33 protein-coding genes are annotated in these 23,348 nt (G+C 67.7%); 32 read left to right on the forward strand and 1 reads right to left on the reverse strand.

Features of this window, described 5'->3' with window-relative positions; translation table 11 throughout:
* The 6 genes from rpoC to QZ483_RS04950 form a co-directional block, all read left to right on the forward strand.
* Positions 1–2,864, forward strand: a 2,864-nt coding sequence (gene rpoC / locus QZ483_RS04925; protein ID WP_297081874.1) for a DNA-directed RNA polymerase subunit beta', incomplete at its 5' end; no start/stop codon positions are given.
* A 192-nt stretch (positions 2,865–3,056) separates the two neighbouring features.
* Positions 3,057–3,431 (forward strand): 30S ribosomal protein S12, encoded by a 375-nt coding sequence (gene rpsL, locus QZ483_RS04930; protein ID WP_297081875.1) that lies wholly within the window; start codon positions 3,057–3,059, stop codon positions 3,429–3,431.
* Positions 3,431–3,901, forward strand: coding sequence for a 30S ribosomal protein S7 (gene rpsG / locus QZ483_RS04935; protein ID WP_297081876.1), 471 nt, complete (start codon positions 3,431–3,433; stop codon positions 3,899–3,901). The genes rpsL and rpsG overlap by 1 nt, the downstream gene beginning before the upstream one ends.
* 42 nt (positions 3,902–3,943) lie before the next feature.
* Positions 3,944–6,058 carry an elongation factor G gene (gene fusA / locus QZ483_RS04940; RefSeq protein WP_297081877.1) on the forward strand — a complete coding sequence of 705 codons (2,115 nt, stop codon included), beginning with the start codon at positions 3,944–3,946 and terminating at the stop codon, positions 6,056–6,058.
* 123 nt (positions 6,059–6,181) lie between these two features.
* The gene (tuf, locus tag QZ483_RS04945) at positions 6,182–7,372 is read left to right on the forward strand and encodes an elongation factor Tu (RefSeq protein WP_297081878.1); all 1,191 of its coding nucleotides are present in this window, start codon (positions 6,182–6,184) and stop codon (positions 7,370–7,372) included.
* 127 nt (positions 7,373–7,499) lie between these two features.
* A complete protein-coding gene (locus tag QZ483_RS04950; RefSeq protein ID WP_297081879.1) occupies positions 7,500–8,444 on the forward strand; it encodes a hypothetical protein in 945 nt (314 codons plus the stop codon).
* A gap of 4 nt (positions 8,445–8,448) precedes the next feature.
* On the opposite strand, the gene QZ483_RS04955 is transcribed toward QZ483_RS04950, so the two are convergent.
* Positions 8,449–9,009 (reverse strand): hypothetical protein, encoded by a 561-nt coding sequence (locus tag QZ483_RS04955; protein ID WP_297081880.1) that lies wholly within the window; start codon positions 9,007–9,009, stop codon positions 8,449–8,451.
* A gap of 286 nt (positions 9,010–9,295) precedes the next feature.
* Between QZ483_RS04955 and rpsJ the strand changes: the two genes are divergently transcribed.
* The 26 genes from rpsJ (at position 9,296) to QZ483_RS05085 (ending at position 23,319) form a co-directional block, all read left to right on the forward strand.
* Positions 9,296–9,604 carry a 30S ribosomal protein S10 gene (gene rpsJ / locus QZ483_RS04960; protein WP_042213186.1) on the forward strand — a complete coding sequence of 103 codons (309 nt, stop codon included), beginning with the start codon at positions 9,296–9,298 and terminating at the stop codon, positions 9,602–9,604.
* Between the two features lie 26 nt (positions 9,605–9,630).
* Positions 9,631–10,293 carry a 50S ribosomal protein L3 gene (rplC, locus tag QZ483_RS04965; protein WP_297081881.1) on the forward strand — a complete coding sequence of 221 codons (663 nt, stop codon included), beginning with the start codon at positions 9,631–9,633 and terminating at the stop codon, positions 10,291–10,293.
* A 4-nt stretch (positions 10,294–10,297) separates the two neighbouring features.
* Positions 10,298–10,984 (forward strand): 50S ribosomal protein L4, encoded by a 687-nt coding sequence (rplD, locus tag QZ483_RS04970; protein WP_297081882.1) that lies wholly within the window; start codon positions 10,298–10,300, stop codon positions 10,982–10,984.
* Between the two features lies 1 nt (position 10,985).
* Entirely contained in the window at positions 10,986–11,291 is a 306-nt protein-coding gene (gene rplW / locus QZ483_RS04975; protein WP_297081883.1) for a 50S ribosomal protein L23, read from the forward strand.
* An 18-nt stretch (positions 11,292–11,309) separates the two neighbouring features.
* On the forward strand, positions 11,310–12,146 hold the full coding sequence (gene rplB, locus QZ483_RS04980) for a 50S ribosomal protein L2 (RefSeq protein ID WP_297081884.1): 837 nt from the start codon (positions 11,310–11,312) through the stop codon (positions 12,144–12,146).
* A 12-nt stretch (positions 12,147–12,158) separates the two neighbouring features.
* Entirely contained in the window at positions 12,159–12,437 is a 279-nt protein-coding gene (rpsS, locus tag QZ483_RS04985) for a 30S ribosomal protein S19 (RefSeq protein ID WP_203655619.1), read from the forward strand.
* Between the two features lie 31 nt (positions 12,438–12,468).
* Positions 12,469–12,840 (forward strand): 50S ribosomal protein L22, encoded by a 372-nt coding sequence (rplV, locus tag QZ483_RS04990; RefSeq protein ID WP_297081885.1) that lies wholly within the window; start codon positions 12,469–12,471, stop codon positions 12,838–12,840.
* A 3-nt stretch (positions 12,841–12,843) separates the two neighbouring features.
* On the forward strand, positions 12,844–13,662 hold the full coding sequence (gene rpsC, locus QZ483_RS04995; RefSeq protein ID WP_297081886.1) for a 30S ribosomal protein S3: 819 nt from the start codon (positions 12,844–12,846) through the stop codon (positions 13,660–13,662).
* 5 nt (positions 13,663–13,667) lie between these two features.
* Entirely contained in the window at positions 13,668–14,087 is a 420-nt protein-coding gene (gene rplP / locus QZ483_RS05000; protein WP_297081887.1) for a 50S ribosomal protein L16, read from the forward strand.
* Complete coding sequence (gene rpmC / locus QZ483_RS05005; protein WP_297081888.1) at positions 14,087–14,329, forward strand: 50S ribosomal protein L29; 243 nt, start codon at positions 14,087–14,089, stop codon at positions 14,327–14,329. The genes rplP and rpmC overlap by 1 nt, the downstream gene beginning before the upstream one ends.
* A gap of 12 nt (positions 14,330–14,341) precedes the next feature.
* Positions 14,342–14,629, forward strand: a complete 288-nt coding sequence (gene rpsQ / locus QZ483_RS05010; RefSeq protein WP_297081889.1) for a 30S ribosomal protein S17 — start codon at positions 14,342–14,344, stop codon at positions 14,627–14,629.
* Positions 14,630–14,690: 61 nt separating this feature from the next.
* Complete coding sequence (gene rplN, locus QZ483_RS05015) at positions 14,691–15,065, forward strand: 50S ribosomal protein L14 (RefSeq protein WP_297081890.1); 375 nt, start codon at positions 14,691–14,693, stop codon at positions 15,063–15,065.
* A complete protein-coding gene (rplX, locus tag QZ483_RS05020; RefSeq protein WP_297081891.1) occupies positions 15,065–15,406 on the forward strand; it encodes a 50S ribosomal protein L24 in 342 nt (113 codons plus the stop codon). Before rplN ends, rplX begins: the two co-directional genes overlap by 1 nt.
* Positions 15,403–15,963, forward strand: coding sequence for a 50S ribosomal protein L5 (rplE, locus tag QZ483_RS05025; RefSeq protein WP_297081892.1), 561 nt, complete (start codon positions 15,403–15,405; stop codon positions 15,961–15,963). Before rplX ends, rplE begins: the two co-directional genes overlap by 4 nt.
* Before the next feature lies 1 nt (position 15,964).
* Positions 15,965–16,150 carry a type Z 30S ribosomal protein S14 gene (locus QZ483_RS05030; protein WP_062069937.1) on the forward strand — a complete coding sequence of 62 codons (186 nt, stop codon included), beginning with the start codon at positions 15,965–15,967 and terminating at the stop codon, positions 16,148–16,150.
* A 60-nt stretch (positions 16,151–16,210) separates the two neighbouring features.
* A complete protein-coding gene (gene rpsH / locus QZ483_RS05035) occupies positions 16,211–16,609 on the forward strand; it encodes a 30S ribosomal protein S8 (protein ID WP_084127913.1) in 399 nt (132 codons plus the stop codon).
* 15 nt (positions 16,610–16,624) lie between these two features.
* Positions 16,625–17,161, forward strand: coding sequence for a 50S ribosomal protein L6 (rplF, locus tag QZ483_RS05040; protein WP_297081893.1), 537 nt, complete (start codon positions 16,625–16,627; stop codon positions 17,159–17,161).
* Positions 17,162–17,164: 3 nt separating this feature from the next.
* The gene (gene rplR / locus QZ483_RS05045) at positions 17,165–17,539 is read left to right on the forward strand and encodes a 50S ribosomal protein L18 (protein ID WP_297081894.1); all 375 of its coding nucleotides are present in this window, start codon (positions 17,165–17,167) and stop codon (positions 17,537–17,539) included.
* A 24-nt stretch (positions 17,540–17,563) separates the two neighbouring features.
* A complete protein-coding gene (gene rpsE, locus QZ483_RS05050; RefSeq protein WP_297081895.1) occupies positions 17,564–18,124 on the forward strand; it encodes a 30S ribosomal protein S5 in 561 nt (186 codons plus the stop codon).
* Entirely contained in the window at positions 18,124–18,306 is a 183-nt protein-coding gene (rpmD, locus tag QZ483_RS05055) for a 50S ribosomal protein L30 (protein ID WP_297081896.1), read from the forward strand. The genes rpsE and rpmD overlap by 1 nt, the downstream gene beginning before the upstream one ends.
* A complete protein-coding gene (rplO, locus tag QZ483_RS05060) occupies positions 18,306–18,998 on the forward strand; it encodes a 50S ribosomal protein L15 (protein WP_297081897.1) in 693 nt (230 codons plus the stop codon). Before rpmD ends, rplO begins: the two co-directional genes overlap by 1 nt.
* A gap of 79 nt (positions 18,999–19,077) precedes the next feature.
* Positions 19,078–20,385 (forward strand): preprotein translocase subunit SecY, encoded by a 1,308-nt coding sequence (gene secY / locus QZ483_RS05065; protein ID WP_297081898.1) that lies wholly within the window; start codon positions 19,078–19,080, stop codon positions 20,383–20,385.
* Positions 20,385–20,951 carry an adenylate kinase gene (locus tag QZ483_RS05070; RefSeq protein ID WP_297081899.1) on the forward strand — a complete coding sequence of 189 codons (567 nt, stop codon included), beginning with the start codon at positions 20,385–20,387 and terminating at the stop codon, positions 20,949–20,951. The genes secY and QZ483_RS05070 overlap by 1 nt, the downstream gene beginning before the upstream one ends.
* Positions 20,952–20,954: 3 nt before the next feature.
* Positions 20,955–21,767, forward strand: coding sequence for a type I methionyl aminopeptidase (map, locus tag QZ483_RS05075; RefSeq protein WP_297081900.1), 813 nt, complete (start codon positions 20,955–20,957; stop codon positions 21,765–21,767).
* A 161-nt stretch (positions 21,768–21,928) separates the two neighbouring features.
* Entirely contained in the window at positions 21,929–22,483 is a 555-nt protein-coding gene (locus QZ483_RS05080) for a hypothetical protein (protein WP_297081901.1), read from the forward strand.
* A 212-nt stretch (positions 22,484–22,695) separates the two neighbouring features.
* On the forward strand, positions 22,696–23,319 hold the full coding sequence (locus QZ483_RS05085; RefSeq protein ID WP_297081902.1) for an alternate-type signal peptide domain-containing protein: 624 nt from the start codon (positions 22,696–22,698) through the stop codon (positions 23,317–23,319).
* Positions 23,320–23,348 lie beyond the last annotated feature (29 nt).

The raw sequence follows: 23,348 nt of genomic DNA on the forward strand, positions 1-23,348 counted from the left end.
CCGACCTCAACGACCTGTACCGCCGCGTCATCAACCGCAACAACCGCCTCAAGCGCCTGCTCGACCTCGGGGCCCCCGAGATCATCGTGAACAACGAGAAGCGCATGCTGCAGGAGGCCGTGGACGCGCTGTTCGACAACGGCCGCCGTGGTCGCCCGGTGACGGGTCCCGGCAACCGCCCCCTCAAGTCCATCTCGGACATGCTCAAGGGCAAGCAGGGCCGCTTCCGCCAGAACCTGCTGGGCAAGCGCGTCGACTACTCGGGCCGTTCGGTCATCGTGGTCGGCCCGCAGCTCAAGCTGCACCAGTGCGGCCTGCCCAAGCAGATGGCGCTCGAGCTGTTCAAGCCGTTCGTGATGAAGCGCCTCGTGGAGCTCAACCACGCGCAGAACATCAAGTCCGCCAAGCGGATGGTCGAGCGTTCGCGTCCCGAGGTCTGGGACGTGCTCGAGGAGGTCATCACCGAGCACCCGGTGCTGCTGAACCGTGCGCCCACGCTGCACCGTCTGGGAATCCAGGCGTTCGAGCCGCAGCTGGTCGAGGGCAAGGCCATCCACCTGCACCCGCTCGTCTGCGGCGCGTTCAACGCCGACTTCGACGGTGACCAGATGGCGGTCCACCTGCCGCTGTCCGCCGAGGCCCAGGCCGAGGCGCGAGTGCTGATGCTGTCCTCGAACAACATCCTCAAGCCCTCGGACGGCCGCCCCGTGACCATGCCCTCGCAGGACATGATCATCGGCCTGTACCACCTCTCCCTCCACAAGGAGGGCGAGAAGGGCGAGGGCCGCTCGTTCACCTCGGTGGCCGAGGCTCGCATGGCCTTCGACGCCGGCGACATCTCGCTCAACGCGGAGATCGCGCTGCGCGTGGACGGCGACACCGTGCCGCCGCTGGGCGTCGAGCTGGGCGAGGACGTCGTGGAGGGTGCGCCGTTCACGCTCACCACCACGCTGGGCCGCGCGCTGTTCAACGAGCTGCTGCCCGTGTCCTTCCCTTACGTCAACCGCGACGTCGACAAGAAGGTGCTCGGCAACATCGTCAACGAGCTCGCGGAGCGCTACCCGAAGGTCGAGGTCGCTGCCTCGCTCGACGCGCTCAAGTCCGCCGGCTTCCACTGGGCCACGCGCTCGGGCGTCACCATCGGTATCGGTGACGTCGCGACTCCTGCCAACAAGCAGGACATCCTCGAGCGCTACGAGGCTCAGGCCGTCAAGGTCCAGGAGCAGTTCGAGACCGGTCTGATCACCGACGACGAGCGCCGTCAGGAGCTCATCGAGATCTGGACCCAGGCCACGAACGAAGTCGACAAGTCCATGCGGGAGTCCTTCCCCCAGCACAACACCGTCCACACCATGGTCGGCTCGGGTGCTCGCGGAAACTGGATGCAGGTCCGTCAGATCGCCGGTATGCGCGGCCTGGTGGCCAACCCGAAGGGCGAGATCATCCCGCGTCCGATCAAGTCGAACTACCGCGAGGGCCTGTCCGTCCTCGAGTACTTCATCGCGACCCACGGTGCCCGCAAGGGCCTCGCCGACACCGCGCTGCGCACCGCCGACTCGGGCTACCTGACCCGTCGTCTGGTGGACGTGTCGCAGGACGTCATCGTCCGCGAGGCCGACTGTGGCACCGAGCGGGGCCTGTCGATGCCGATCGTGGAGACCACGGCCGGCGGGGACAAGGTCAAGCATGAGCGTGTGGAGACCTCGGTCTTCGCCCGCACGCTGGCGACCGATGTCGTGGACGCCGGCGGCGATGTGGTCGCCAAGGCCGGTGCGGACGTGGGCGATGTGCTCATCGACGCGCTGATCGAGAAGGGCGTCGAGGAGGTCAAGGTCCGCTCGGTCCTGACCTGCGAGTCCAAGGTCGGCACGTGCGCCAAGTGCTACGGCCGCTCGCTCGCGACCCGTGAGCTCGTCGACATCGGCGAGGCCGTCGGCATCGTCGCAGCCCAGTCCATCGGTGAGCCCGGTACCCAGCTGACGATGCGTACGTTCCACACCGGTGGTGTGGCGTCCGCTGACGACATCACGCAGGGTCTGCCGCGTGTCCAGGAGCTGTTCGAGGCCCGCACCCCCAAGGGTGAGGCCCCGATCACCGAGGTCGCCGGAACTCTGAAGGTCGACGACTCCGAGGCGACCCGTCGCCTCGTGGTCACGCCCGACAACGGCGACGACGTCTTCGAGTACCCGGTCACCAAGCGTTCGCGCCTCCTGGTCCAGGACGGCGAGCACGTGGAGGTGGGCCAGCAGCTCGTCGCCGGTGCCGTCGACCCGAAGAGCGTGCTGCGCATCCTCGGCCCCCGCGCCACCCAGAAGCACCTGGTGGACGAGGTCCAGGAGGTCTACCGCTCGCAGGGCGTGGAGATCCACGACAAGCACATCGAGGTCATCGTGAGGCAGATGCTGCGTCGCGTGACGATCCTCGAGGCCGGCGATGCCCCGCTGCTGCCGGGCGAGCTGGTCGAGCGCGCTCGCTTCGAGACCGCCAACCGTGAGACCGTGACGAAGGGCGGCAAGCCGGCATCGGCCCGCCCGGAGCTCATGGGCATCACCAAGGCGTCGCTGGCGACGGACTCGTGGCTGTCCGCGGCCTCCTTCCAGGAGACCACGCGCGTCCTCACCGAGGCAGCGATGTCCGGCAAGTCCGACCCGCTGGTGGGACTCAAGGAGAACGTCATCCTCGGAAAGCTGATCCCGGCAGGCACCGGCCTGCACCAGTACGCCACCGCCACGGTCGACCCGACCGAGGAGGCCAAGGCGAACCTGTTCCCGACCTTCGGCTACGAAGAGTGGGACGGTCAGTACTTCTCGGAGGGCACCGGCGAGGCCGTGCCGCTCGAGGAGTTCGACCTCCCGCGCGAGTAGCGCTGTCCGGGCCGCGGAGCGCGCCTGCTTCGCTTTGACGATGGCGCGGGTCACGGGTATCGTTGATACTCGTGCCCGCGTCGTCGGGCCCCCACGCGCGCCCTGTCGGGCGCGCCCACCACTGGAACGACACGCCCGGGCGCGGGGGTCGGACCGCCACGAGTTTCGCAACACAGAACAGACGGAGATGTAGTGCCTACGATTCAGCAGCTGGTCAGGAAGGGCCGCCAGGACAAGCCGGGTAAGACCAAGACCCCGGCGCTCAAGGCGAGCCCGCAGCGTCGCGGTGTGTGCACGCGTGTGTACACCACCACCCCCAAGAAGCCGAACTCGGCTCTCCGCAAGGTCGCTCGCGTGCGCCTGTCCAGCGGCATCGAGGTCACGGCCTACATTCCGGGCGAGGGCCACAACCTGCAGGAGCACTCGATCGTGCTCGTGCGCGGTGGCCGTGTGAAGGACCTGCCCGGTGTCCGCTACAAGATCGTCCGCGGCTCGCTCGACACCCAGGGTGTCAAGGGCCGCCAGCAGGCCCGCAGCCGCTACGGCGCCAAGAGGGAGAAGAAGTAATGCCTCGCAAGGGACCGGCCCCCAAGCGGCCGCTCATCAATGACCCGGTGTACGGCGCCCCCGTCGTCACCCAGCTGATCAACAAGGTGCTGCTCGACGGCAAGAAGTCGACCGCCGAGGCGATCGTCTACGGCGCCCTCGAGGGTGTCCGCGAGAAGTCCGGCCAGGACCCCGTGACCGTGCTCAAGCGCGCGCTCGACAACATCCGTCCCGCCCTCGAGGTCCGCAGCCGCCGCGTCGGTGGCGCGACCTACCAGGTGCCGGTGGACGTGCGTCCGACCCGCTCGACCACGCTCGCGCTGCGCTGGCTCGTCGACTTCTCGCGCGCCCGTCGCGAGAAGACCATGACCGAGCGCCTCATGAACGAGATCCTCGACGCTTCGAACGGCCTCGGCGCCGCGGTGAAGCGCCGCGAGGACATGCACAAGATGGCCGAGTCGAACAAGGCGTTCGCGCACTACCGCTGGTAGTCGCGACACCGCGTTCGACGGAAACCCCAAGGAGAACCACTCGTGGCACAGGACGTGCTCACGGACCTCACCAAGGTCCGCAACATCGGCATCATGGCGCACATCGATGCCGGCAAGACCACCACCACTGAGCGCATCCTGTTCTACACGGGTGTGAACTACAAGATCGGTGAGACCCACGACGGTGCGTCGACCACTGACTGGATGGAGCAGGAGCAGGAGCGCGGCATCACGATCACCTCGGCCGCGGTGACCTGCTTCTGGGACAACAACCAGATCAACATCATCGACACCCCGGGTCACGTGGACTTCACCGTCGAGGTGGAGCGCTCGCTGCGCGTCCTCGACGGCGCGGTCGCGGTGTTCGACGGCAAGGAGGGCGTGGAGCCCCAGTCGGAGAACGTGTGGCGCCAGGCCGACAAGTACGACGTCCCCCGCATCTGCTTCGTCAACAAGATGGACAAGCTGGGCGCTGACTTCTACTTCACGGTCGACACCATCGTGAAGCGCCTGGGCGCCAAGCCGCTGGTCATCCAGCTGCCCATCGGTGCGGAGAACGACTTCGTCGGCATCGTCGACCTGGTCGAGATGAACGCCAAGGTGTGGCCCGGCGACGCCAAGGGCGACGTGACCATGGGTGCCGAGTACGAGACCACGGAGATCCCGGCGGACCTCGCGGACAAGGCCGAGGAGTACCGCGCGGCCCTGCTCGAGGCGGTCGCCGAGTCCGACGAGGAGCTGCTCGAGAAGTACCTGGGCGGCGAGGAGCTGACCACCGCAGAGATCAAGGGCGCGATCCGCAAGCTCACGATCGCCTCGGAGCTCTACCCCGTCCTGTGCGGCTCGGCCTTCAAGAACCGCGGCGTGCAGCCCATGCTCGACGCTGTCATCGACTACCTCCCCGGCCCCGCCGACGTGCCCGCCATCAAGGGCCACGACGCCAAGGACCCCGAGGTCGAGATCGAGCGCCACGCGGACGCCAACGAGCCGTTCTCGGCCCTCGCGTTCAAGGTGGTGTCGCACCCGTTCTTCGGCCGCCTCACCTACGTGCGCGTCTACTCGGGTCACCTCGAGACCGGCGCCGCGATCGTGAACTCGACCAAGGGCAAGAAGGAGCGCATCGGCAAGCTGTTCCAGATGCACGCCAACAAGGAGAACCCGGTCGAGACCATCCAGGCGGGCCACATCTACGCGGTCATCGGCCTCAAGGACACGACCACGGGCGACACCCTGTGCAACCCGGACCACCAGGTCGTCCTCGAGTCGATGACGTTCCCCGAGCCCGTGATCGACGTGGCCATCGAGCCCAAGACCAAGGGTGACCAGGAGAAGCTGTCGACCGCGATCCAGAAGCTCGCCGAGGAGGACCCGACCTTCCGCGTGCGCCTGGACGAGGAGACCGGCCAGACCGTCATCGGCGGTATGGGCGAGCTCCACCTCGACATCCTGGTCGACCGCATGAAGCGCGAGTTCAAGGTCGACGCGAACGTCGGCAAGCCGCAGGTCGCGTACCGCGAGACCATCCGCAAGACGGTCGAGAAGTACGACTACACGCACAAGAAGCAGACCGGTGGCTCCGGCCAGTTCGCGAAGGTCCAGATCTCGATCGAGCCCCTCGAGGCCGACTCCGAGGTCCAGTACGAGTTCGCGAACGCCGTCACGGGTGGTCGCGTCCCGCGCGAGTACATCCCGTCGGTGGACGCTGGAATCCAGTCCGCGATGGAGCTCGGCATCCAGGCCGGATACCCCGTCGTGGGTGTGAAGGCCACGCTGCTGGACGGCCAGTACCACGACGTCGACTCCTCGGAGATGGCGTTCAAGATCGCCGGCTCGATGGCCTTCAAGGAGGCCGCGCGTCTCGCGAAGCCCGTGCTGCTCGAGCCGATGTTCGCCGTCGAGGTCCGTACTCCCGAGGAGTACATGGGCGACGTCATCGGCGACATCAACTCGCGCCGCGGCCAGATCCGCCAGATGACCGACGCCGCAGGCGTCAAGGTCGTCGACGCGCTCGTGCCGCTGTCCGAGATGTTCGGATACGTCGGTGACCTGCGGTCCAAGACCTCGGGTCGCGCCGTCTACTCGATGGTGTTCGACAGCTACGCGGAGGTCCCGAAGGCAGTCGCCGACGAGATCATCGCCAAGACCCGGGGCGAGTAGTCCCCACCGGTTGAAATAACTCAAGAAATACAACGACCAGTAGGGATGAAGCCCCAGATGGCCTCGAGCCACCAGACGGACTAGCATCTTTACCCGAGTCTCATTAATCAGGAGGAATACCTCATGGCCAAGGCCAAGTTCGAGCGGAAGAAGCCGCACGTCAACATCGGCACCATCGGTCACGTCGACCACGGTAAGACGACGCTGACCGCTGCCATCTCGAAGGTCCTGCACGACCAGTACCCGGACCTCAACCCCTTCACGCCGTTCGAGGACATCGACAAGGCGCCGGAGGAGCGCGAGCGCGGCATCACGATCAACATCGCGCACATCGAGTACGAGACCGAGGCTCGTCACTACGCGCACGTTGACGCCCCGGGTCACGCTGACTACATCAAGAACATGATCACCGGTGCCGCCCAGATGGACGGCGCGATCCTCGTGGTCGCCGCGACCGACGGTCCGATGGCCCAGACCCGTGAGCACGTCCTGCTCGCGAAGCAGGTCGGCGTTCCCTACCTGCTGGTCGCGCTCAACAAGTCCGACATGGTCGACGACGAGGAGATCCTCGACCTCGTCGAGATGGAGGTCCGCGAGCTGCTGTCGTCGCAGGGCTTCGACGGCGACAACGCGCCCGTCATCCAGGTCTCGGCGCTCAAGGCGCTCGAGGGCGACGAGAAGTGGGTCGCCTCGGTCCAGGAGCTCATGGCCGCCGTGGACGAGAACGTCCCGGAGCCCGTCCGCGACATGGACAAGCCCTTCCTCATGCCGATCGAGGACGTCTTCACGATCACCGGTCGTGGCACCGTCGTCACCGGCAAGGTGGAGCGCGGCAAGCTCGCCATCAACTCGGACGTCGAGATCCTCGGCATCCGTGAGGCGCAGAAGACGACCGTCACCGGTATCGAGATGTTCCACAAGCAGATGGACGAGGCGTGGGCCGGCGAGAACTGTGGCCTCCTGCTCCGCGGTACCAAGCGTGAGGACGTCGAGCGCGGCCAGGTCGTGGTTGCCCCCGGCACCACCACCCCGCACACCTCGTTCGAGGGCAAGTGCTACATCCTCAACAAGGACGAGGGTGGCCGCCACAACCCCTTCTACACGAACTACCGCCCGCAGTTCTACATCCGCACCACGGACGTGACCGGCGTCATCTCGCTGCCCGAGGGCACCGACATGGTCATGCCGGGTGACACCACCGAGATGACGGTCGAGCTGATCCAGCCGATCGCCCTCGAGGAGGGTCAGGGCTTCGCGATCCGCGAGGGTGGCCGCACGGTTGGCTCCGGCACCGTCACCAAGATCCTGAAGTAAGCTCACTGCTTCTTCGCGCAAGCGGGGGTCCGGCTCAGGCCGGGCCCCCGCTTCGTCGTTCCCGGGGCCCCACGGGCACCCGCCCCCGCAGAGCGGATCCGCGCCTCCCCGGTGCTAGCGTGGCGGCGTGAGAGGAATCCCCAGCCGCGTCGAGCGCACGTTCCGGTCGATGGCCGCGTGGGACCCCCACCAGGACGTGGCGCATGCGGCGCTGCTCAGCGGATCCGGTCGCTCGGGGACGACGTGGCTCCTCGAGGCCTACGCGCGCGCGGGGCGGCTACGACCGGTGTTCGAGCCCATCCGCCCCGACCTCGAGCCGCGCCTCGAGGGCCTGCGGCCGGGCCGCTACGTCCCGGCCGACGCTCCGCACCTGCCGGGCGAGGAGGTCGTCGACGACATCCTCACCGGTCGCTACCGGCATCCGTGGGCCGACCAGCAGGCCACGCTCAACCCGCTGAATCCCTACCGGGGTCGGCTGATCAAGGAGATCCGCTTCCCGATGTTCGCGGGCTGGCTCGCGGCTCGGCATCCCGAACTGCGGATAGTCCACGTGATCCGTCACCCGCTCGCGACGCTGTCGAGCCAGAGCGTGCTCGGGTGGTCTCCCGAGCGCTTCCACTACATGCTCAGCCAGCCGCTGCTGATGGACGGACTCCTCCAGGACGTCCCGGTGCGTGACCTCCGTATCGATGACCCCGCGACGGCGCTGGTGGCGCGCTGGGCGGTGGAGAACACCGTGGCGGCGCGCACCTACGGCGGCGAGCGTGCGGCCCTGGTGAGCTACGACCTGGCGGTCGCCGACCCCGCAGCGCTGAATCCCGGAGCGACGGAGCTCGACATCGACCCCGCGCACCTGTCCCACCTCGACCGGCCGTCGAGCATGAGCCACGCCAAGGGATCGAATGCCCACGCCGGCAAGGACCCCCTGGCGTGGGTGGCGAGGATCGACCCCGAGCAGGCGGTCGCGGCGCGCCGTGTCCTCGAGGCGTTCGGGCTCGGCGATCCCTTCCGCGACTCCGGCGAGGTCGACGCCGACGCCCTCCAGGCATGGTGGTCGGCGCAGGCCCGCTGACGCGTCAGGTCCAGCCGTCGGTCTCTGCCGGAGGCACGACCAGGATCGCGAGCGTGCGCTGGTCGCCGCCCAGGACCCGAGCCGACGCCGCCTCGAGCCCGGCGCTCAGCGCGGCGACACGGTCCTCGACGAGCGCGCGATCCTGACCGGGCGCGAGCTCGACGTGGGCGATCACGCCCTCGGGGTGCTCGGAGGCGCCGACGAGCGCGGTGCCGCGATAGGAGTACCGATCATCGACGAACGCTCCCAGCCCGGCGTTGACGCACGCGTCGTCCCACCGCCAGCGCAGCCCGGCGGCGAAGGCCCGCGCACGGGGGGCCGACGCGGCGACCGGGAACAGGTCGGCACGCCGCGGTCGCCACGGGGACAGCGAGGTGCCGCGCAGCCGCCAGCTCAAGGCACCCGCGGCGCCGAGCACGACCACGCCGGCGACGGGGTGCAGCCACGCGGCGAGGGCGGTCGCTCCCACCGTCGCCGCACCTGCGGCGACGGGACGCGCCCAACTGCGCACGGCATCGGCCCTACCAGGAACGATGCGCGGGGGAGCGGCGATGATCTCGGTCAACAGCGGGCCTCCTCGACTGCATCGCCCGGACCTGGTCTCACGGCGCGACTGGCGGTGCGATCCACGATACCCTGGGAAGCCGTCCGGGCAGCTGGCGCCGTGTTGCGAGCGACCTCCTGATCTGGCACAATATTCAGGTTGCCTATTGCGGGCAGCCGCACACTCACCCACGACGACTCGAGAAATCGAGCAGCGCGCCAGTGCGTCGCAGATGAGCGACACGCCCGAGCGCGGGGGTCGGGGGTGAGAGACCACAGTCGTCCGAGAGAAAAGGCAGAACAACGCCATGGCGGGACAGAAGATCCGCATTCGGCTGAAGAGCTATGACCACGAGGTCATCGACTCCTCCGCCCGCAAGATCGTCGAGACGGTCACGCGCGCCGGCGCCTCGGTTGTCGGCCCCGTGCCGCTCCCGACGGAGAAGAACGTGTTCTGTGTGATCCGTTCGCCGCACAAGTACAAGGACTCCCGCGAGCACTTCGAGATGCGCACCCACAAGCGCCTCATCGACATCGTGGACCCCACGCCCAAGGCTGTCGACTCGCTCATGCGTCTCGACCTGCCCGCGGACGTGAACATCGAGATCAAGCTCTAGAGCTGACGTAAAGGAAACCAAGCACCATGACTACGACTTCCAATGCCCAGCGCACCGTCCGTGCGCTCCTGGGTACGAAGCTGGGCATGACGCAGGTGTGGGACGACGAGGGCCGGGTCATCCCCGTGACCGTCGTTCAGGTCGACACCAACGTCGTGACCCAGGTGCGCAGCGCTGACAAGGATGGCTACGAGGCCGTCCAGCTCGCGTTCGGCGCCGTCGACCCCCGTCGCGTGACGGACCCCCTGAAGGGCCACTTCGAGGCCGCCGGCGTCACGCCGCGCCGCCACGTGGCCGAGGTCCGCACCGCTGACGCCGCCGAGTACTCGCTGGGCCAGGAGCTCACCGCCGAGGTGTTCGAGGGCGGCCAGAAGGTCGACGTGACCGGCACCACCAAGGGAAAGGGCACCGCCGGTGTCATGAAGCGCCACGGCTTTGCCGGTGTGGGCGCCTCCCACGGTGCGCACCGCAACCACCGCAAGCCCGGTTCGATCGGCGGCGCCTCGACGCCGTCGCGCGTGTTCCGCGGCCTCAAGATGGCCGGTCGCATGGGTAACGCCCGCAAGACCGTCCAGAACCTCACCGTCCACTCGGTCGATGCCGAGAAGGGTCTGCTGCTCGTCAAGGGCGCGGTTCCCGGCAACAAGGGCGGGGTCGTCCTCATCCGCTCCGCCGTGAAGGGTGCGTGACACCATGGCTGATGCACAGACCGTCGACGTGGTCGACGCCAAGGGCAAGAAGGCCGGCACCGCCGAGCTTCCCGCCGAGGTCTTCGACGTCGTCACCAACGTCCCGCTGATCCACCAGGTCGTCGTCGCCCAGCGCGCCGCCGCCCGCCAGGGCACCCACGCCACCAAGACCCGCGGCGACGTCGCGGGCGGTGGCCGCAAGCCCTACAAGCAGAAGGGCACCGGCCGCGCTCGTCAGGGCTCGATCCGTGCGCCCCAGTTCGCCGGCGGTGGCACCGTCCACGGCCCGCAGCCGCGCGACTACTCGCAGCGCACCCCCAAGAAGATGAAGGCCGCCGCTCTCCGCGGTGCTCTGTCGGACCGCGCTCGTGCGGGCCGCGTGCACGTGGTGAAGGCCCTCGTCGAGGGTGACGCCCCCTCCACCAAGACCGCGATCGCCTCGCTCGCCGCGCTCACCGAGGGCCGCAGCGCCCTCGTGGTGCTCGAGCGTTCGGACTCGATCGCGTGGAAGTCGCTGCGCAACGCCGCGTCCGTCCACGTGCTCGCGGTGGACCAGCTCAACACCTACGACGTGCTCGTGAGCGACGACACGGTCTTCACGAAGGGCGCGCTCGACGCGTTCCTCGCGGGACCCGCCACCGGCAAGTCGGCGACCGCCGTCGCGACCGAGTCCGAGGCGGAGGAGAACTGACGTGACCACGCTGAACAAGAACCCCCGTGACATCCTGATCCGGCCCATCGTGTCGGAGAAGAGCTACTCGCTCATGGATGAGGGCAAGTACACCTTCGAGGTCGACCCTCGCGCCAACAAGACCGAGATCAAGATCGCGGTCGAGCAGATCTTCGGCGTCAAGGTCACCTCCGTCAACACCATCAACCGCAAGGGCAAGACGCGCCGCACCCGCTTCGGCATGGGCAAGCGCAAGGACGTCAAGCGCGCGATCGTCACCGTCGGTGGCGGCGAGGCGCTGGACGTCTTCTCCGGCCACGTCGGTTAAGCAAGGAACAGGAATCTCATGGCTATTCGCAAGTACAAGCCGACGACGCCGGGCCGCCGTGGCTCGTCCGTCGCCGACTTCGTCGAGGTCACCCGTTCGGAGCCCGAGAAGTCGCTGACGCGTCCGCTGCACAAGAAGGGCGGCCGCAACAACACCGGCCGCATCACCACCCGTCACCAGGGCGGTGGCCACAAGCGCGCCTACCGCGTGATCGACTTCCGTCGTCACGACAAGGACGGCGTGCCGGCCACGGTCGCTCACATCGAGTACGACCCCAACCGCACCGCTCGCATCGCGCTGCTGCACTACGCGGACGGCGAGAAGCGCTACATCATCGCGCCCGACAAGCTCACGCAGGGTGCCCCGATCGAGGCCGGCGCCAACGCCGACATCAAGCCGGGCAACAACCTGCCGCTGCGCAACATCCCCGTGGGTACGGTCGTTCACGCGATCGAGCTCAAGCCGGGTGGCGGCGCCAAGATCGCGCGTTCGGCTGGCACCTCGGTGCAGCTGGTCGCCAAGGAGGGCCGCTTCGCGCAGCTGCGCATGCCCTCCGGCGAGATCCGCAACGTCGACGCGCGCTGCCGCGCGACCGTCGGCGAGGTGGGCAACGCCGAGCAGTCCAACATCAACTGGGGCAAGGCCGGCCGCTCGCGCTGGAAGGGCAAGCGCCCGACCGTCCGCGGCGTCGTCATGAACCCGGTCGACCACCCGCACGGTGGTGGTGAGGGCAAGACGTCCGGTGGTCGCCACCCCGTCTCGCCGTGGGGCAAGCCCGAGGGCCGCACCCGCAAGCCGGGCAAGGAGTCCGACAAGCTCATCGTCCGCCGCCGTCGTACTGGCAAGAAGCGCTAAGGAGCCTGAAGAATGCCACGCAGTCTGAAGAAGGGCCCCTTCGTCGACGACCACCTGCAGAAGAAGGTGGACGCCCAGAACGAGGCGGGTACGAAGAACGTCATCAAGACCTGGTCCCGTCGGTCGGTCATCACCCCCGACTTCCTGGGTCACACCTTTGCCGTGCACGACGGCCGCAAGCACGTCCCGGTGTTCGTCACCGAGGCGATGGTCGGCCACAAGCTGGGCGAGTTCGCGCCCACGCGCACGTTCAAGGGCCACGTGAAGGACGACCGCAAGGGCCGCCGCTAAGGCGCCCGGGCGTAGGTAAGAGGAGTTACAGATGGAAGCCAAGGCGCAGACGCGATACGTTCGCGTGACCGCCCAGAAGGCTCGCCGCGTCGTGAACCTGGTCCGTGGGCAGAACGCCACCGAGGCGATCGCCTCGCTCAAGTTCCAGCCGCAGGCAGTGGCCACTGATGTGCGCAAGCTCATCGAGTCGGCCGTCGCCAACGCGCGTGTGAAGGCTGACGCAGCAGGTGAGCGCTTCGACGAGTCCGAGCTCGTGATCTCCGCGATCACGGTCGACGAGGGCCCGACCATGAAGCGCATCCAGCCGCGTGCCCAGGGCCGCGCGAACCGCATTCTCAAGCGCACGAGCCACATCAGCGTGACGGTGGCGACGCCTGAGGTCGCCGTGAAGGAAGGGGCCTAACTCATGGGTCAGAAGATCAACCCGCACGGCTACCGCCTGGGTATCACCACCGACCACCGCAGCCGCTGGTTCGCGGACTCGACCAAGCCGGGCGAGCGCTACCGCGACTACGTGGACGAGGACGTCAAGATCCGCAAGCTGATGTCGCAGGGCCTCGAGCGCGCAGGCGTCTCGAAGGTCGAGATCGAGCGCACCCGTGAGCGCGTGCGTGTGGACCTCCACACGGCGCGCCCGGGCATCGTCATTGGTCGCCGCGGCGCCGAGGCGGACAAGCTCCGCTCGAACCTCGAGAAGCTCACGGGCAAGCAGGTCCAGCTGAACATCCTCGAGGTGAAGAACGCCGAGGTCGACGCTCAGCTCGTCGCCCAGGGCATCGCTGAGCAGCTCGCGTCGCGCGTCTCGTTCCGTCGCGCCATGCGCAAGGGCATCCAGTCCGCGCTGCGCGCCGGTGCGAAGGGCATCCGTGTGCAGTGCTCGGGCCGCCTCGGCGGCGCGGAGATGTCGCGCTCGGAGTTCTACCGCGAGGGTCGCGTGCCGCTGCACACCCTGCGCGCGAACATCGACTACGGATTCTTCGAGTCCCGCACCACCTTCGGCATCATCGGCGTGAAGGTGTGGATCTACAAGGGCGACATGACGGAGAAGGAGTGGGCGGCCGAGCAGGCCAAGGCCCCCCGTCCGCAGCGTGGCCGTGGTCGTGGCGACCGCGGTGACCGCGGCCCCCGTCGTGACGGCGCCCCCCGTCAGTCCGCTGAGGCCCCCAAGGCCGATGCGCCTGCCGCTGCCGAGGCCCCCCAGGCCGACGCAGGGAAGGAAGGCTAAAGACCATGCTCATTCCCCGTCGAGTGAAGCACCGCAAGCAGCACCACCCGAAGCGTTCGGGCGCTGCGAAGGGCGGCACCCAGGTGTCGTTCGGCGACTTCGGCATCCAGGCTCTCGAGCCCGCCTACGTCACGAACCGCCAGATCGAGGCCGCTCGTATCGCGATGACCCGCCACATCAAGCGTGGCGGAAAGGTGTGGATCAACATCTACCCCGACCGTCCGCTCACCAAGAAGCCTGCCGAGGTCCGCATGGGCTCCGGTAAGGGTTCGCCCGAGTGGTGGGTTGCCAACATCAAGCCGGGCCGCGTGATGTTCGAGCTGGCCGGCGTCGACGAGCCCCTGGCTCGCGAGGCGCTCCGCCGCGCTCAGCACAAGCTGCCCATGAAGACCCGTTTCGTGACCCGTGAGGGTGGTGACATCTGATGGCCATCGGTACCAAGTCCCTGATGCCGTCCGAGCTGGACGCCATGGAGAACGAGCGCCTCGCCGAGGAGCTCAAGAAGGCCAAGGAGGAGCTGTTCAACCTGCGCTTCCAGGCCGCTACCGGACAGCTCGAGAACCACGGTCGTCTCAAGGCTGTCAAGCGCGACATCGCCCGCATCTACACGATCCTGCGCGAGCGCGAGCTCGGCATCCGGACGGCGCCCACGGCGTCGGCCGAGTAAGGAAGACTGACTATGTCGAGTAAGAAGCACGCGACGGCCACGGCCGACCACCGCGCGTATCGCAAGACGCGCCGCGGCTACGTCGTCAGCGACAAGATGAACAAGACGATCACCGTCGAGGTCGAGGACCGCGTCAAGCACCCCCTCTACGGCAAGGTCGTGCGCCGCTCCAGCAAGATCAAGGCGCACGACGAGCTCAACACCGCCGGCATCGGCGACCTCGTGGTCGTCATGGAGACCCGTCCGCTGTCCGCTTCCAAGCGGTGGCGACTGGTCGAGATCGTCGAGAAGGCCAAGTAACTAGCGTTCGACCAGGCTCTCGGGGCAGCGCCACGAGAGAACCAGACGACAGGAGACAGACATGATTCAGCAGGAGTCGCGGCTTCGAGTCGCCGACAACACGGGTGCCAAGGAGATCCTTGTCATTCGCGTGCTCGGTGGCTCCAAGCGCCGCTACGCCGGCATCGGCGACACCATCGTCGCCACCGTCAAGGACGCGATCCCCGGCGGCAACGTCAAGAAGGGCGACGTCGTCAAGGCCGTCATCGTGCGGACCTCGAAGGAGCGCCGCCGTCCCGACGGTTCGTACATCAAGTTCGATGAGAACGCTGCGGTGATCCTCAAGGGCGCCGAGAGCGGCGAGCCGCGCGGCACGCGCATCTTCGGCCCTGTGGGCCGCGAGTTGCGTGACAAGAAGTTCATGAAGATCATCTCGCTGGCACCGGAGGTCATCTGATGGCGAAGATCAAGAAGGGCGACCTCGTGGTCGTCATCGCCGGACGCGACCGCGGCCAGGAGGGCCGCATCCTCGACATCGACACGGACAACGACCGCGTCATCGTCGAGGGCGTGCAGCGCGTCACCAAGCACATCAAGCCGGGCACCCGCCGCGACAACCAGGAGGGTGGCATCGTCACCGCCGAGGCGTCGCTGCACATCTCCAACGTGATGCTGGTGGACCCGGAGACCAAGAAGGGCACCCGTGTGGGCTTCCGCACGGAGGAGGTCGAGCAGGACGGCCGTACGCGCACCAAGCGCGTGCGTGTCGCCAAGCGCTCGGGTAAGGACGTCGAATGAGCACCGCCACCGCTCAGCCGCGGCTCAAGGAGAAGTACCGCGGCGAGATCATCGCCAAGCTCCAGGAGGAGTTCGGCCACACCAACGTGAACCAGGTCGCCGGTCTCACCAAGATCGTCGTGAACATGGGTGTGGGCGACGCCGCCAAGGACTCGAAGCTCATCGAGGGCGCGATTGCGGATCTCACCGCGATCACCGGCCAGAAGCCGCAGGTCACCAAGGCGAAGAAGTCGATCGCGCAGTTCAAGCTGCGTGAGGGACAGCCCATCGGCGCGCACGTCACCCTGCGTGGCGACCGCATGTGGGAGTTCCTCGACCGTCTGCTGTCGATCGCCCTCCCGCGCATCCGCGACTTCCGTGGCCTGAGCCCCAAGCAGTTCGACGGCAACGGCAACTACACCTTCGGTCTCACGGAGCAGTCGATGTTCCACGAGATCGACCAGGACAAGATCGACCGCGTGCGCGGCATGGACATCACCGTGGTGACCACCGCTACCACGGACGACGAGGGCCGCTCGCTGCTCAAGCAGCTGGGCTTCCCGTTCAAGGAGAAGTGACATGGCCAAGACCGCGCTGAAGAACAAGGCCGCCGGCAAGCAGAAGTTCGCCGTCCGCGCCTACACCCGGTGCCAGAAGTGCGGACGCCCGCACTCGGTGTACCGCAAGTTCGGCCTCTGCCGCGTGTGCTTCCGCGAGATGGCTCACGCAGGTGAGCTCCCCGGAATCACCAAGAGCAGCTGGTAAAACCACAACGCCACAGGTCCTCCTCATGAGGAAACCACGGCGAGGAAGAGTTCAACACTCATGACGATGACTGACCCCATCGCAGACATGCTGACGCGTCTGCGCAACGCCAACGCGGCGTACCACGAGACCGTGTCGATGCCGCACTCCAAGCTCAAGGCGAACATCGCCTCGATCCTGGAGCAGGAGGGCTACATCACCGGCTCGGAGACCGCCGACGCCGAGGTGGGCAAGACCCTCACCCTGACCCTGAAGTACGGCCCCAACCGCGAGCGTTCGCTCGCGGGCGTGCGCCGCGTCTCGAAGCCCGGCCTTCGCGTGTACGCGAAGTCGACGAACCTCCCGAAGGTTCTCGGCGGCCTGGGCGTCGCAATCCTGTCCACCTCCTCCGGTCTCCTGACCGACCGCGAGGCCGAGAAGAAGGGCGTCGGCGGCGAGGTCGTCGCGTTCGTCTGGTAAGGGAGGAGAGAGCACATGTCACGCATCGGCAAGTACCCCGTCTCCATCCCCTCGGGTGTGGACGTCACCATCGATGGCGCCGTCGTCACGGTCAAGGGCCCCAAGGGCACCCTGACGCACACGGTCGCCTCGCCCATCACCGTGGAGAAGGGCGATGAGGGCGTGGCCGTCAAGCGTCCGAACGACGAGCGCGTCTCGAAGTCGCTGCACGGTCTGACCCGCACGCTCATCGCCAACATGGTGGAGGGCGTCACCAGCGGGTACGAGAAGAAGCTGGAGATCGTCGGCACGGGCTACCGTGTCGCACTCAAGGGCAAGGACCTCGAGTTCGCGCTCGGCTTCTCCCACCCCGTGGTCATCACGCCGCCCGAGGGCATCACCTTCGCTGTCGAGGGCCCGACCAAGTTCTCGGTCGCCGGCATCGACAAGCAGCAGGTCGGCGAGACCGCCGCGAACATCCGCAAGGTGCGCCCGCCGGAGCCCTACAAGGGCAAGGGCGTGCGCTACGCCGGCGAGCAGGTGCGCCGCAAGGCAGGAAAGACGGGTAAGTAAGCCATGAGCAGCATCACCATCAAGGGCAAGGGGAAGACGGTCGCGCGCAAGCGTCGCCACTTCCGCCTGCGCAAGAAGATCTCCGGCACGACCGCGCGTCCCCGCCTGGTCGTGACCCGTTCGTCCCGCCACATGGTCGCGCAGATCGTGGACGACTCCGTGGGCAAGACCCTCGCGTCGGCCTCCACGCTCGAGGCCGATGTCCGCTCGCTGGACGGCGACAAGACCGCCAAGGCGACCAAGGTCGGCGAGCTCGTCGCCGAGCGCGCCAAGGCCGCTGGCATCGACACCGTGGTGTTCGACCGCGGAGGCAACAAGTACCACGGTCGTGTGGCCGCGGTCGCAGACGGCGCCCGAGAGGGTGGCCTGGCTCTGTAGGCCGGGACCACGAAAGGATTACGCATGGCTGACAACAACCGCCGCGACAACCGTCGCGGCAATGAGCCTGACAACAAGTTCATCGAGCGCGTGGTGACCATCAACCGCGTGTCCAAGGTCGTCAAGGGCGGCCGCCGCTTCAGCTTCACGGCGCTGGTCGTCGTGGGTGACGGCGAGGGCAACGTGGGCGTGGGCTACGGCAAGGCCAAGGAGGTCCCCGCAGCGATCTCGAAGGGCGTCGAGGAGGCGAAGCGGAACTTCTTCCGCGTGCCCCGCATCCAGGGCACCATCCCTCACGTCGTGCAGGGTGAGGCCGCCGCTGGCGTCGTCTACCTGCGCCCGGCTGCTCCCGGTACCGGTGTGATCGCCGGTGGTCCGGTGCGCGCCGTGCTCGAGTGCGCCGGCGTCCACGACATCCTGTCGAAGTCGCTGGGCTCGTCCAACGCGATCAACATCGTTCACGCGACCGTCGACGCCCTGAAGTCGCTCGAGCGGCCCGAGGCCGTCGCGGCTCGCCGCGGCAAGCCGGTGGAGGACGTGGCTCCGGCCGCGATGCTCCGCGCGCAGGCAGCGGGGGTGAAGTGATGGCTCGCCTCAAGGTTCAGCAGAAGAAGTCGACGATCGGCGTGAAGCCGCAGCACCGCGAGACCCTGCGGTCGCTCGGTCTGAAGCGCATCGGCGACATCGTCGTCAAGGAGGACCGTCCCGAGATTCGCGGGATGGTCAAGGCGGTGGACCACCTGGTCGCCGTCGAGGAGGTTGAGTGATGGCCGAGGACAAGAAGGCCACCGAGGACAAGCCGGCCGCCAAGAAGCCCGCTGCCAAGAAGCCTGCGGCTTCGAAGGCCGCCACGGCTGACAAGGCTGCTGCCGAGAAGAAGCCTGCTGCCAAGAAGCCGGCTGCTTCGAAGGCCGCCGCCGCATCGGCCGCCAAGGCGACCGACGCATCGGCTGACAAGAAGCCTGCCGCGAAGAAGGCTCCTGCCAAGAAGGCGGAGACCGCCGAGACCAAGGTGAGCACCCTCAAGATGCACCACCTTCGTCCCGCCGAGGGCGCCCACACCCGCAAGACCCGCGTGGGTCGCGGTGAGGCGTCGAAGGGCAAGACGGCCGGTCGAGGCACCAAGGGCACGGGCGCCCGCTACCAGGTGCCCGAGCGCTTCGAGGGCGGCCAGACCCCGATCCACATGCGGATTCCGAAGCTTCCCGGCTTCAAGAACCCGTTCAAGGTCACCTATCAGGTGGTGAACGTCTCGCAGATCGCGCAGCTGTTCCCGAAGGGCGGAGAGGTCACCAAGGCTGACCTCGTCGCCAAGGGCGCCGTGCGCAAGAACCAGCCCGTCAAGGTGCTGGGCGAGGGCGACATCGAAGTGAAGGTGACCATCGTCGACGCCGACAAGGTTTCGCAGTCGGCGAAGACCAAGATCGAGGCTGCGGGCGGCTCGGTCAACGAGAGCTAGAGTCGAGGGCGGGCCGCACAGCACAGTGCGGCCCGCTCCGACGCACTTTCGTCTGTGAGCCCGCACCCATGGAGGATCAATGCTGAGTGGCTTCCTGAGCGCTTTCCGCACCCCTGACCTGCGCAACAAGCTGCTCTTCACCCTGGGGATCCTCGCGATCTACCGCCTGGGTGTCTCCATCCCCACTCCGGGCGTCGACTACAGCGCGGTCCAGTACTGCGCCGCGCCGGTCAACAACACCGGCACCAACGCCGCCTTCGAGGTCCTGAACCTCTTCTCCGGCGGCGCGCTCCTGCAGCTGTCGATCTTCGCGCTCGGCATCATGCCGTACATCACGGCGTCGATCATGGTGCAGCTCCTGCGCGTGCTGATCCCGCGCTTCGAGGCCCTCTACAAGGAGGGCCAGGAGGGCCAGGCGAAGCTCACGCAGTACACCCGCTACATCACCGTCGGGTTCGCCGCACTGCAGTCCGCCTCGTACATCACGATGGCGCGCAACAACGTCTTCTTCCCCGGCTGCGAGCTGCCGGTGGTCCCCGACGACTCCTGGTACACCATCGCCACGATGGTGCTCACCATGACGGCGGGCACCGTGCTCATCATGTGGCTGGGCGAGCGCATCACCGAGCGCGGAGTCGGCAACGGCATGTCGCTGCTGATCTTCACCTCGATCGCCGCGTCCTTCCCGGGCGTCGCCTCCGCGATCTGGAACTCGTCGAACGGTGTCTCGAACTCGATCATCGTCGGCATCATCGTGCTGCTGGTCATCGCCGCCGTCGTGTTCGTCGAGCAGTCGCAGCGCCGCATCCCCGTGCAGTACGCCAAGCGCATGGTCGGACGCCGCATGCTCGGGGGATCGTCGACCTACATCCCGATCAAGATCAACATGGCCGGCATCATCCCGGTGATCTTCGCCTCGTCGCTGCTGATGCTTCCGCAGGTGATCGTCCAGTTCACGGGCGATGATGCCGGTGATTGGGCGCTGTGGCTGCGCGACAACGTCGCGAACCCCGCGTCGCCCATCAACATCAGCCTGTATGTGCTGCTCATCATCTTCTTCGCGTACTTCTACACGGCGATCACGTTCAACCCGAACGACGTCGCGGACAACATGAAGAAGTACGGCGGGTTCATTCCCGGCATCCGTCCGGGCCAGCCCACCGCTGACTTCCTGTCGTACGTGCTGTCGCGCATCACGGCGGCCGGCTCGCTGTACCTCGCGGCCGTCGCGCTGATCCCGACCATCACGTTCGTCGTGCTGGGTCTCAGCACGTCGATTCCGTTCGGTGGAGCCTCCATCCTGATCCTCGTGGGTGTGGGCCTCGACACCGTCAAGCGCATCCAGTCTCAGCTGGAGCAGCGCAACTACGAAGGGTTCCTCAAGTAATGCGCACCGTTCTCCTCGGACCCCCCGGAGCCGGCAAGGGCACGCAGGCCGCGCGCCTCGCGGAGCGCTGGGGCATCCCCGCCATCTCGACGGGCGACATCTTCCGCGCCAACGTGCAGGGCAACACCGAGCTGGGCCGCCGGGCGCAGGAGTTCATGAACGCCGGCGCGCTGGTGCCCGACGAGGTCACCAACGCGATGGTGCGCGACCGCCTCGCGCAGGACGACGTCGCGGAGGGCTTCCTCCTCGACGGCTACCCGCGCAACCCCGATCAGGCGGTGGAGCTCGAGTCGATGCTCGCTGACCTGGGCGTGCAGCTCGACGTCGCCATCGAGATCACCGCGGACGCCGATGCGGTGACCGCACGTCTGCTGAAGCGCGCAGAGATCGAGGGTCGCGTCGACGACAGCGAGCCCGTGATCCGCAAGCGCCTCGAGGTCTACGCCGTCCAGACGGCGCCGGTCTCCGCGTACTACGGCGGCCGGGGCCTGCTCGTGCAGATCGATGGCCTGGGCGAGATCGCCGAGGTCACGGACCGCATCGTCGCCGCCGCCGAGGCGCGCTGACGCGTGCCTGAGCGCGTCGAGCTCAAGACCCGGGAGCAGATGCGGGTCATGGCCCGCGCAGGCGTGATCGTCGAGCGCGCGCTCGCCGCAGCCTCCGCGGCGGCCGTGGCGGGCGCCACCACCCGCGACGTGGACGCGGCCGCGGCAGCGGTCATCGCCGATGCGGGCGCGACGTCGAACTTCCTGGGCTACCACGGGTTCCCCGCGACGGCGTGCGTCTCCGTCAACGAGGAGATCGTCCACGGGATCCCCGGGGATCGCGTGCTCGAAGCCGGCGACGTCGTGTCGATCGACTGCGGCGCCATCGTCGATGGCTGGCACGGGGACTCGGCGAGGACACTGATCGTGGGCGAGCCGCTCGCGCAGGCGGACGTCGACCTGGTCGAGGGCACGCGCCGGGCCCTGTGGGCCGGCATCGCCGCGCTCGCGACCGCCAAGCGGCTCGAGGACGTCGCAGCGGCCATCGAGGACGAGACTGAGCGCGCCGGGCTCCACCCCCTCGTGGGATACGTCGGCCACGGCATCGGCACCGCGATGCACCAGCCGCCCGAGGTCATGAACTATCGCACTCGTGGCCGGCTGGCCAAGGTGCGCCCGGGGCTGTGCGTCGCCATCGAGCCCATGAACGTGATCGGCACCTCGGAGTCCGAGGTGCTCGCCGATGACTGGACCGTGGTCTCCGCCGATGGCTCGCGGGGTGCTCATTGGGAGCACTCGATCGCGGTGCACGACGACGGCATCTGGGTTCTCACCGCCGCGGACGGCGGCGCGGAGGGCCTGCGCGAGTTCGGCGTGTCCCCGGTTCCCCTCGCCTGATCCGCTGACCAGCCGGCACCCGCCGCTGTGTACCGTGTGGACCTCGTCACACCAGGTAACGAGACGTTTACGCGAATGACGCGGCGCGGCAAAGCCGCGCGCGTACCTTGGGGGCCGTGAGGCGCTCCAGCGCCCACGCAGCACCCGTGAGAGGTAGAGCGATGGCACGCGGTTTCAACTACGCACCCGGGGCGAGTGACGATGTCGAGCTGGCGTCACGAGCAGAGCTCTCGCGCGCCCAGATCCAGTCGCTCGCGGGCGGCAAGAACCCCGTCGTGCGAGAGAGGATCGCCGGTCGCGGCGACCTGCCTCTGGGCACCATGGTGGGGTTGGCGCATGATCGCTCGGCGGAGGTGCGCGCAGCGATCGCGGGCAACCCCCGCGCGACCGAGCCGATCCTGGAACGCCTGGCAGATGACCGGAATGTCGCGGTGCTCCAGGCCGTCATCGGCAACCCCGTGGTGCCCAGCGCCATCGTCGAGAAGCTCGCGTTCCACCGCAAGGATGAGGTGCGCTCAGTCGCCGTGCGCCGGCTCGACTCGATCGCCGATGCCGTGCCCGCCTCGGTCGATCACACGCCCGAGCTGAGTGAGCGGGCACGCATGGCTGATGTGGTCGAACTGCGTCAGTCGCAGGTCTCGCTGCACGAGCCCGCGCCGGAGCGTCCGACGCGCACCGCGCCGGTGCGCGGCTTCCGTCCGCCCGCCGAAGGCTGACGTCCCGCCTGGCGGAAACCTCACACGGCCCCACACGCGGCCTCGCCGATGTGATCAACGCCACCCGCGCGCCTCTGGCGCAATCGCGCGAGCCATGGATAACTTACCCGTGCGGGTATCCCGGAGAAGCAATCCTCCTGGTTCCCAGGCGTCGAACGCGGTGTCGCGGAGGCGCTCTCACAACACTTCGAGAATGGCAATGAGGGATTGACATGAACAAGATGACCAAGGCTTCGATCGCCACCGGTGCCGGTGTGATCCTGCTGATGGGCGGCGCGGCTTCGCTCGCCTACTGGAACGACTCCGAGCTCCTGAGCTCGGGCGGCACGACCATCACGGCCGGCCAGCTCGACGTGGTGCCGGTGGCCGCGTCCGCCGCGTGGGAGTCCGCTCTCACGAGCGGTGCCGCGACGGACGCCGACTTCTCGGCTCTGACCGGTTCGGTCGCGGACTTCCGGATCGTGCCGGGAAACACCTTGCGCTACACGGAGACCTTCGACGTCACCGCTGTGGGCGATGACCTGTACTTCACGGTCGAGGCGTCGTCCTCGGCGATCGCGGGCCCCCTCGCCGCCGCGCTGTCGAGCGGTGCCCTGGTGTCCGACGTCGACGTCACGGGCAGCGACGTCGCTCTGCACGACGACACCGGAGCGCTGGACGTGTACAGCGTGACCGCGAACGGCGGCAACGCCGCCGAGATCGAGGTCAGCTGGACCATCGCGTGGCCGTTTGGATCGGCCCCCGCTGACAACGTGAGCGGCGACAACGCGTACGACAACCTCACGGCCACGCTGCCCGCTGACGGCGCGCTCACCGTGACCCAGGTTCTGCCGTAACCCAGCCTCACCCTCGCCATCGCGGTCGG

It is taken from the genome of uncultured Demequina sp. (assembly GCF_913055775.1).
Lineage (GTDB): Bacteria > Actinomycetota > Actinomycetes > Actinomycetales > Demequinaceae > Demequina.

Excerpts from the sequence above, each read along its gene's own strand:
- rpsG (WP_297081876.1), top strand. The coding sequence starts at position 3,431 with ATGCCTCGCAAGGGACCGGCCCCCAAGCGGCCGCTCATCAATGACCCG.
- rplR (WP_297081894.1), top strand. The coding sequence starts at position 17,165 with ATGAGCAGCATCACCATCAAGGGCAAGGGGAAGACGGTCGCGCGCAAG.
- rpsH (WP_084127913.1), top strand. The coding sequence starts at position 16,211 with ATGACGATGACTGACCCCATCGCAGACATGCTGACGCGTCTGCGCAAC.
- rpsC (WP_297081886.1), top strand. The coding sequence starts at position 12,844 with ATGGGTCAGAAGATCAACCCGCACGGCTACCGCCTGGGTATCACCACC.
- rplO (WP_297081897.1), top strand. The coding sequence starts at position 18,306 with ATGGCCGAGGACAAGAAGGCCACCGAGGACAAGCCGGCCGCCAAGAAG.
- tuf (WP_297081878.1), top strand. The coding sequence starts at position 6,182 with ATGGCCAAGGCCAAGTTCGAGCGGAAGAAGCCGCACGTCAACATCGGC.
- QZ483_RS05080 (WP_297081901.1), top strand. The coding sequence starts at position 21,929 with ATGGCACGCGGTTTCAACTACGCACCCGGGGCGAGTGACGATGTCGAG.
- secY (WP_297081898.1), top strand. The coding sequence starts at position 19,078 with ATGCTGAGTGGCTTCCTGAGCGCTTTCCGCACCCCTGACCTGCGCAAC.
- rpsJ (WP_042213186.1), top strand. The coding sequence starts at position 9,296 with ATGGCGGGACAGAAGATCCGCATTCGGCTGAAGAGCTATGACCACGAG.
- rpsS (WP_203655619.1), top strand. The coding sequence starts at position 12,159 with ATGCCACGCAGTCTGAAGAAGGGCCCCTTCGTCGACGACCACCTGCAG.
- rplB (WP_297081884.1), top strand. The coding sequence starts at position 11,310 with ATGGCTATTCGCAAGTACAAGCCGACGACGCCGGGCCGCCGTGGCTCG.
- rplF (WP_297081893.1), top strand. The coding sequence starts at position 16,625 with ATGTCACGCATCGGCAAGTACCCCGTCTCCATCCCCTCGGGTGTGGAC.
- QZ483_RS05085 (WP_297081902.1), top strand. The coding sequence starts at position 22,696 with ATGAACAAGATGACCAAGGCTTCGATCGCCACCGGTGCCGGTGTGATC.
- rplE (WP_297081892.1), top strand. The coding sequence starts at position 15,403 with ATGAGCACCGCCACCGCTCAGCCGCGGCTCAAGGAGAAGTACCGCGGC.
- rpsQ (WP_297081889.1), top strand. The coding sequence starts at position 14,342 with ATGTCGAGTAAGAAGCACGCGACGGCCACGGCCGACCACCGCGCGTAT.
- rpmC (WP_297081888.1), top strand. The coding sequence starts at position 14,087 with ATGGCCATCGGTACCAAGTCCCTGATGCCGTCCGAGCTGGACGCCATG.
- rplV (WP_297081885.1), top strand. The coding sequence starts at position 12,469 with ATGGAAGCCAAGGCGCAGACGCGATACGTTCGCGTGACCGCCCAGAAG.
- rplX (WP_297081891.1), top strand. The coding sequence starts at position 15,065 with ATGGCGAAGATCAAGAAGGGCGACCTCGTGGTCGTCATCGCCGGACGC.
- QZ483_RS05030 (WP_062069937.1), top strand. The coding sequence starts at position 15,965 with ATGGCCAAGACCGCGCTGAAGAACAAGGCCGCCGGCAAGCAGAAGTTC.
- rplC (WP_297081881.1), top strand. The coding sequence starts at position 9,631 with ATGACTACGACTTCCAATGCCCAGCGCACCGTCCGTGCGCTCCTGGGT.
- rplN (WP_297081890.1), top strand. The coding sequence starts at position 14,691 with ATGATTCAGCAGGAGTCGCGGCTTCGAGTCGCCGACAACACGGGTGCC.
- rplP (WP_297081887.1), top strand. The coding sequence starts at position 13,668 with ATGCTCATTCCCCGTCGAGTGAAGCACCGCAAGCAGCACCACCCGAAG.
- rpmD (WP_297081896.1), top strand. The coding sequence starts at position 18,124 with ATGGCTCGCCTCAAGGTTCAGCAGAAGAAGTCGACGATCGGCGTGAAG.
- rpsE (WP_297081895.1), top strand. The coding sequence starts at position 17,564 with ATGGCTGACAACAACCGCCGCGACAACCGTCGCGGCAATGAGCCTGAC.
- rplD (WP_297081882.1), top strand. The coding sequence starts at position 10,298 with ATGGCTGATGCACAGACCGTCGACGTGGTCGACGCCAAGGGCAAGAAG.
- QZ483_RS05070 (WP_297081899.1), top strand. The coding sequence starts at position 20,385 with ATGCGCACCGTTCTCCTCGGACCCCCCGGAGCCGGCAAGGGCACGCAG.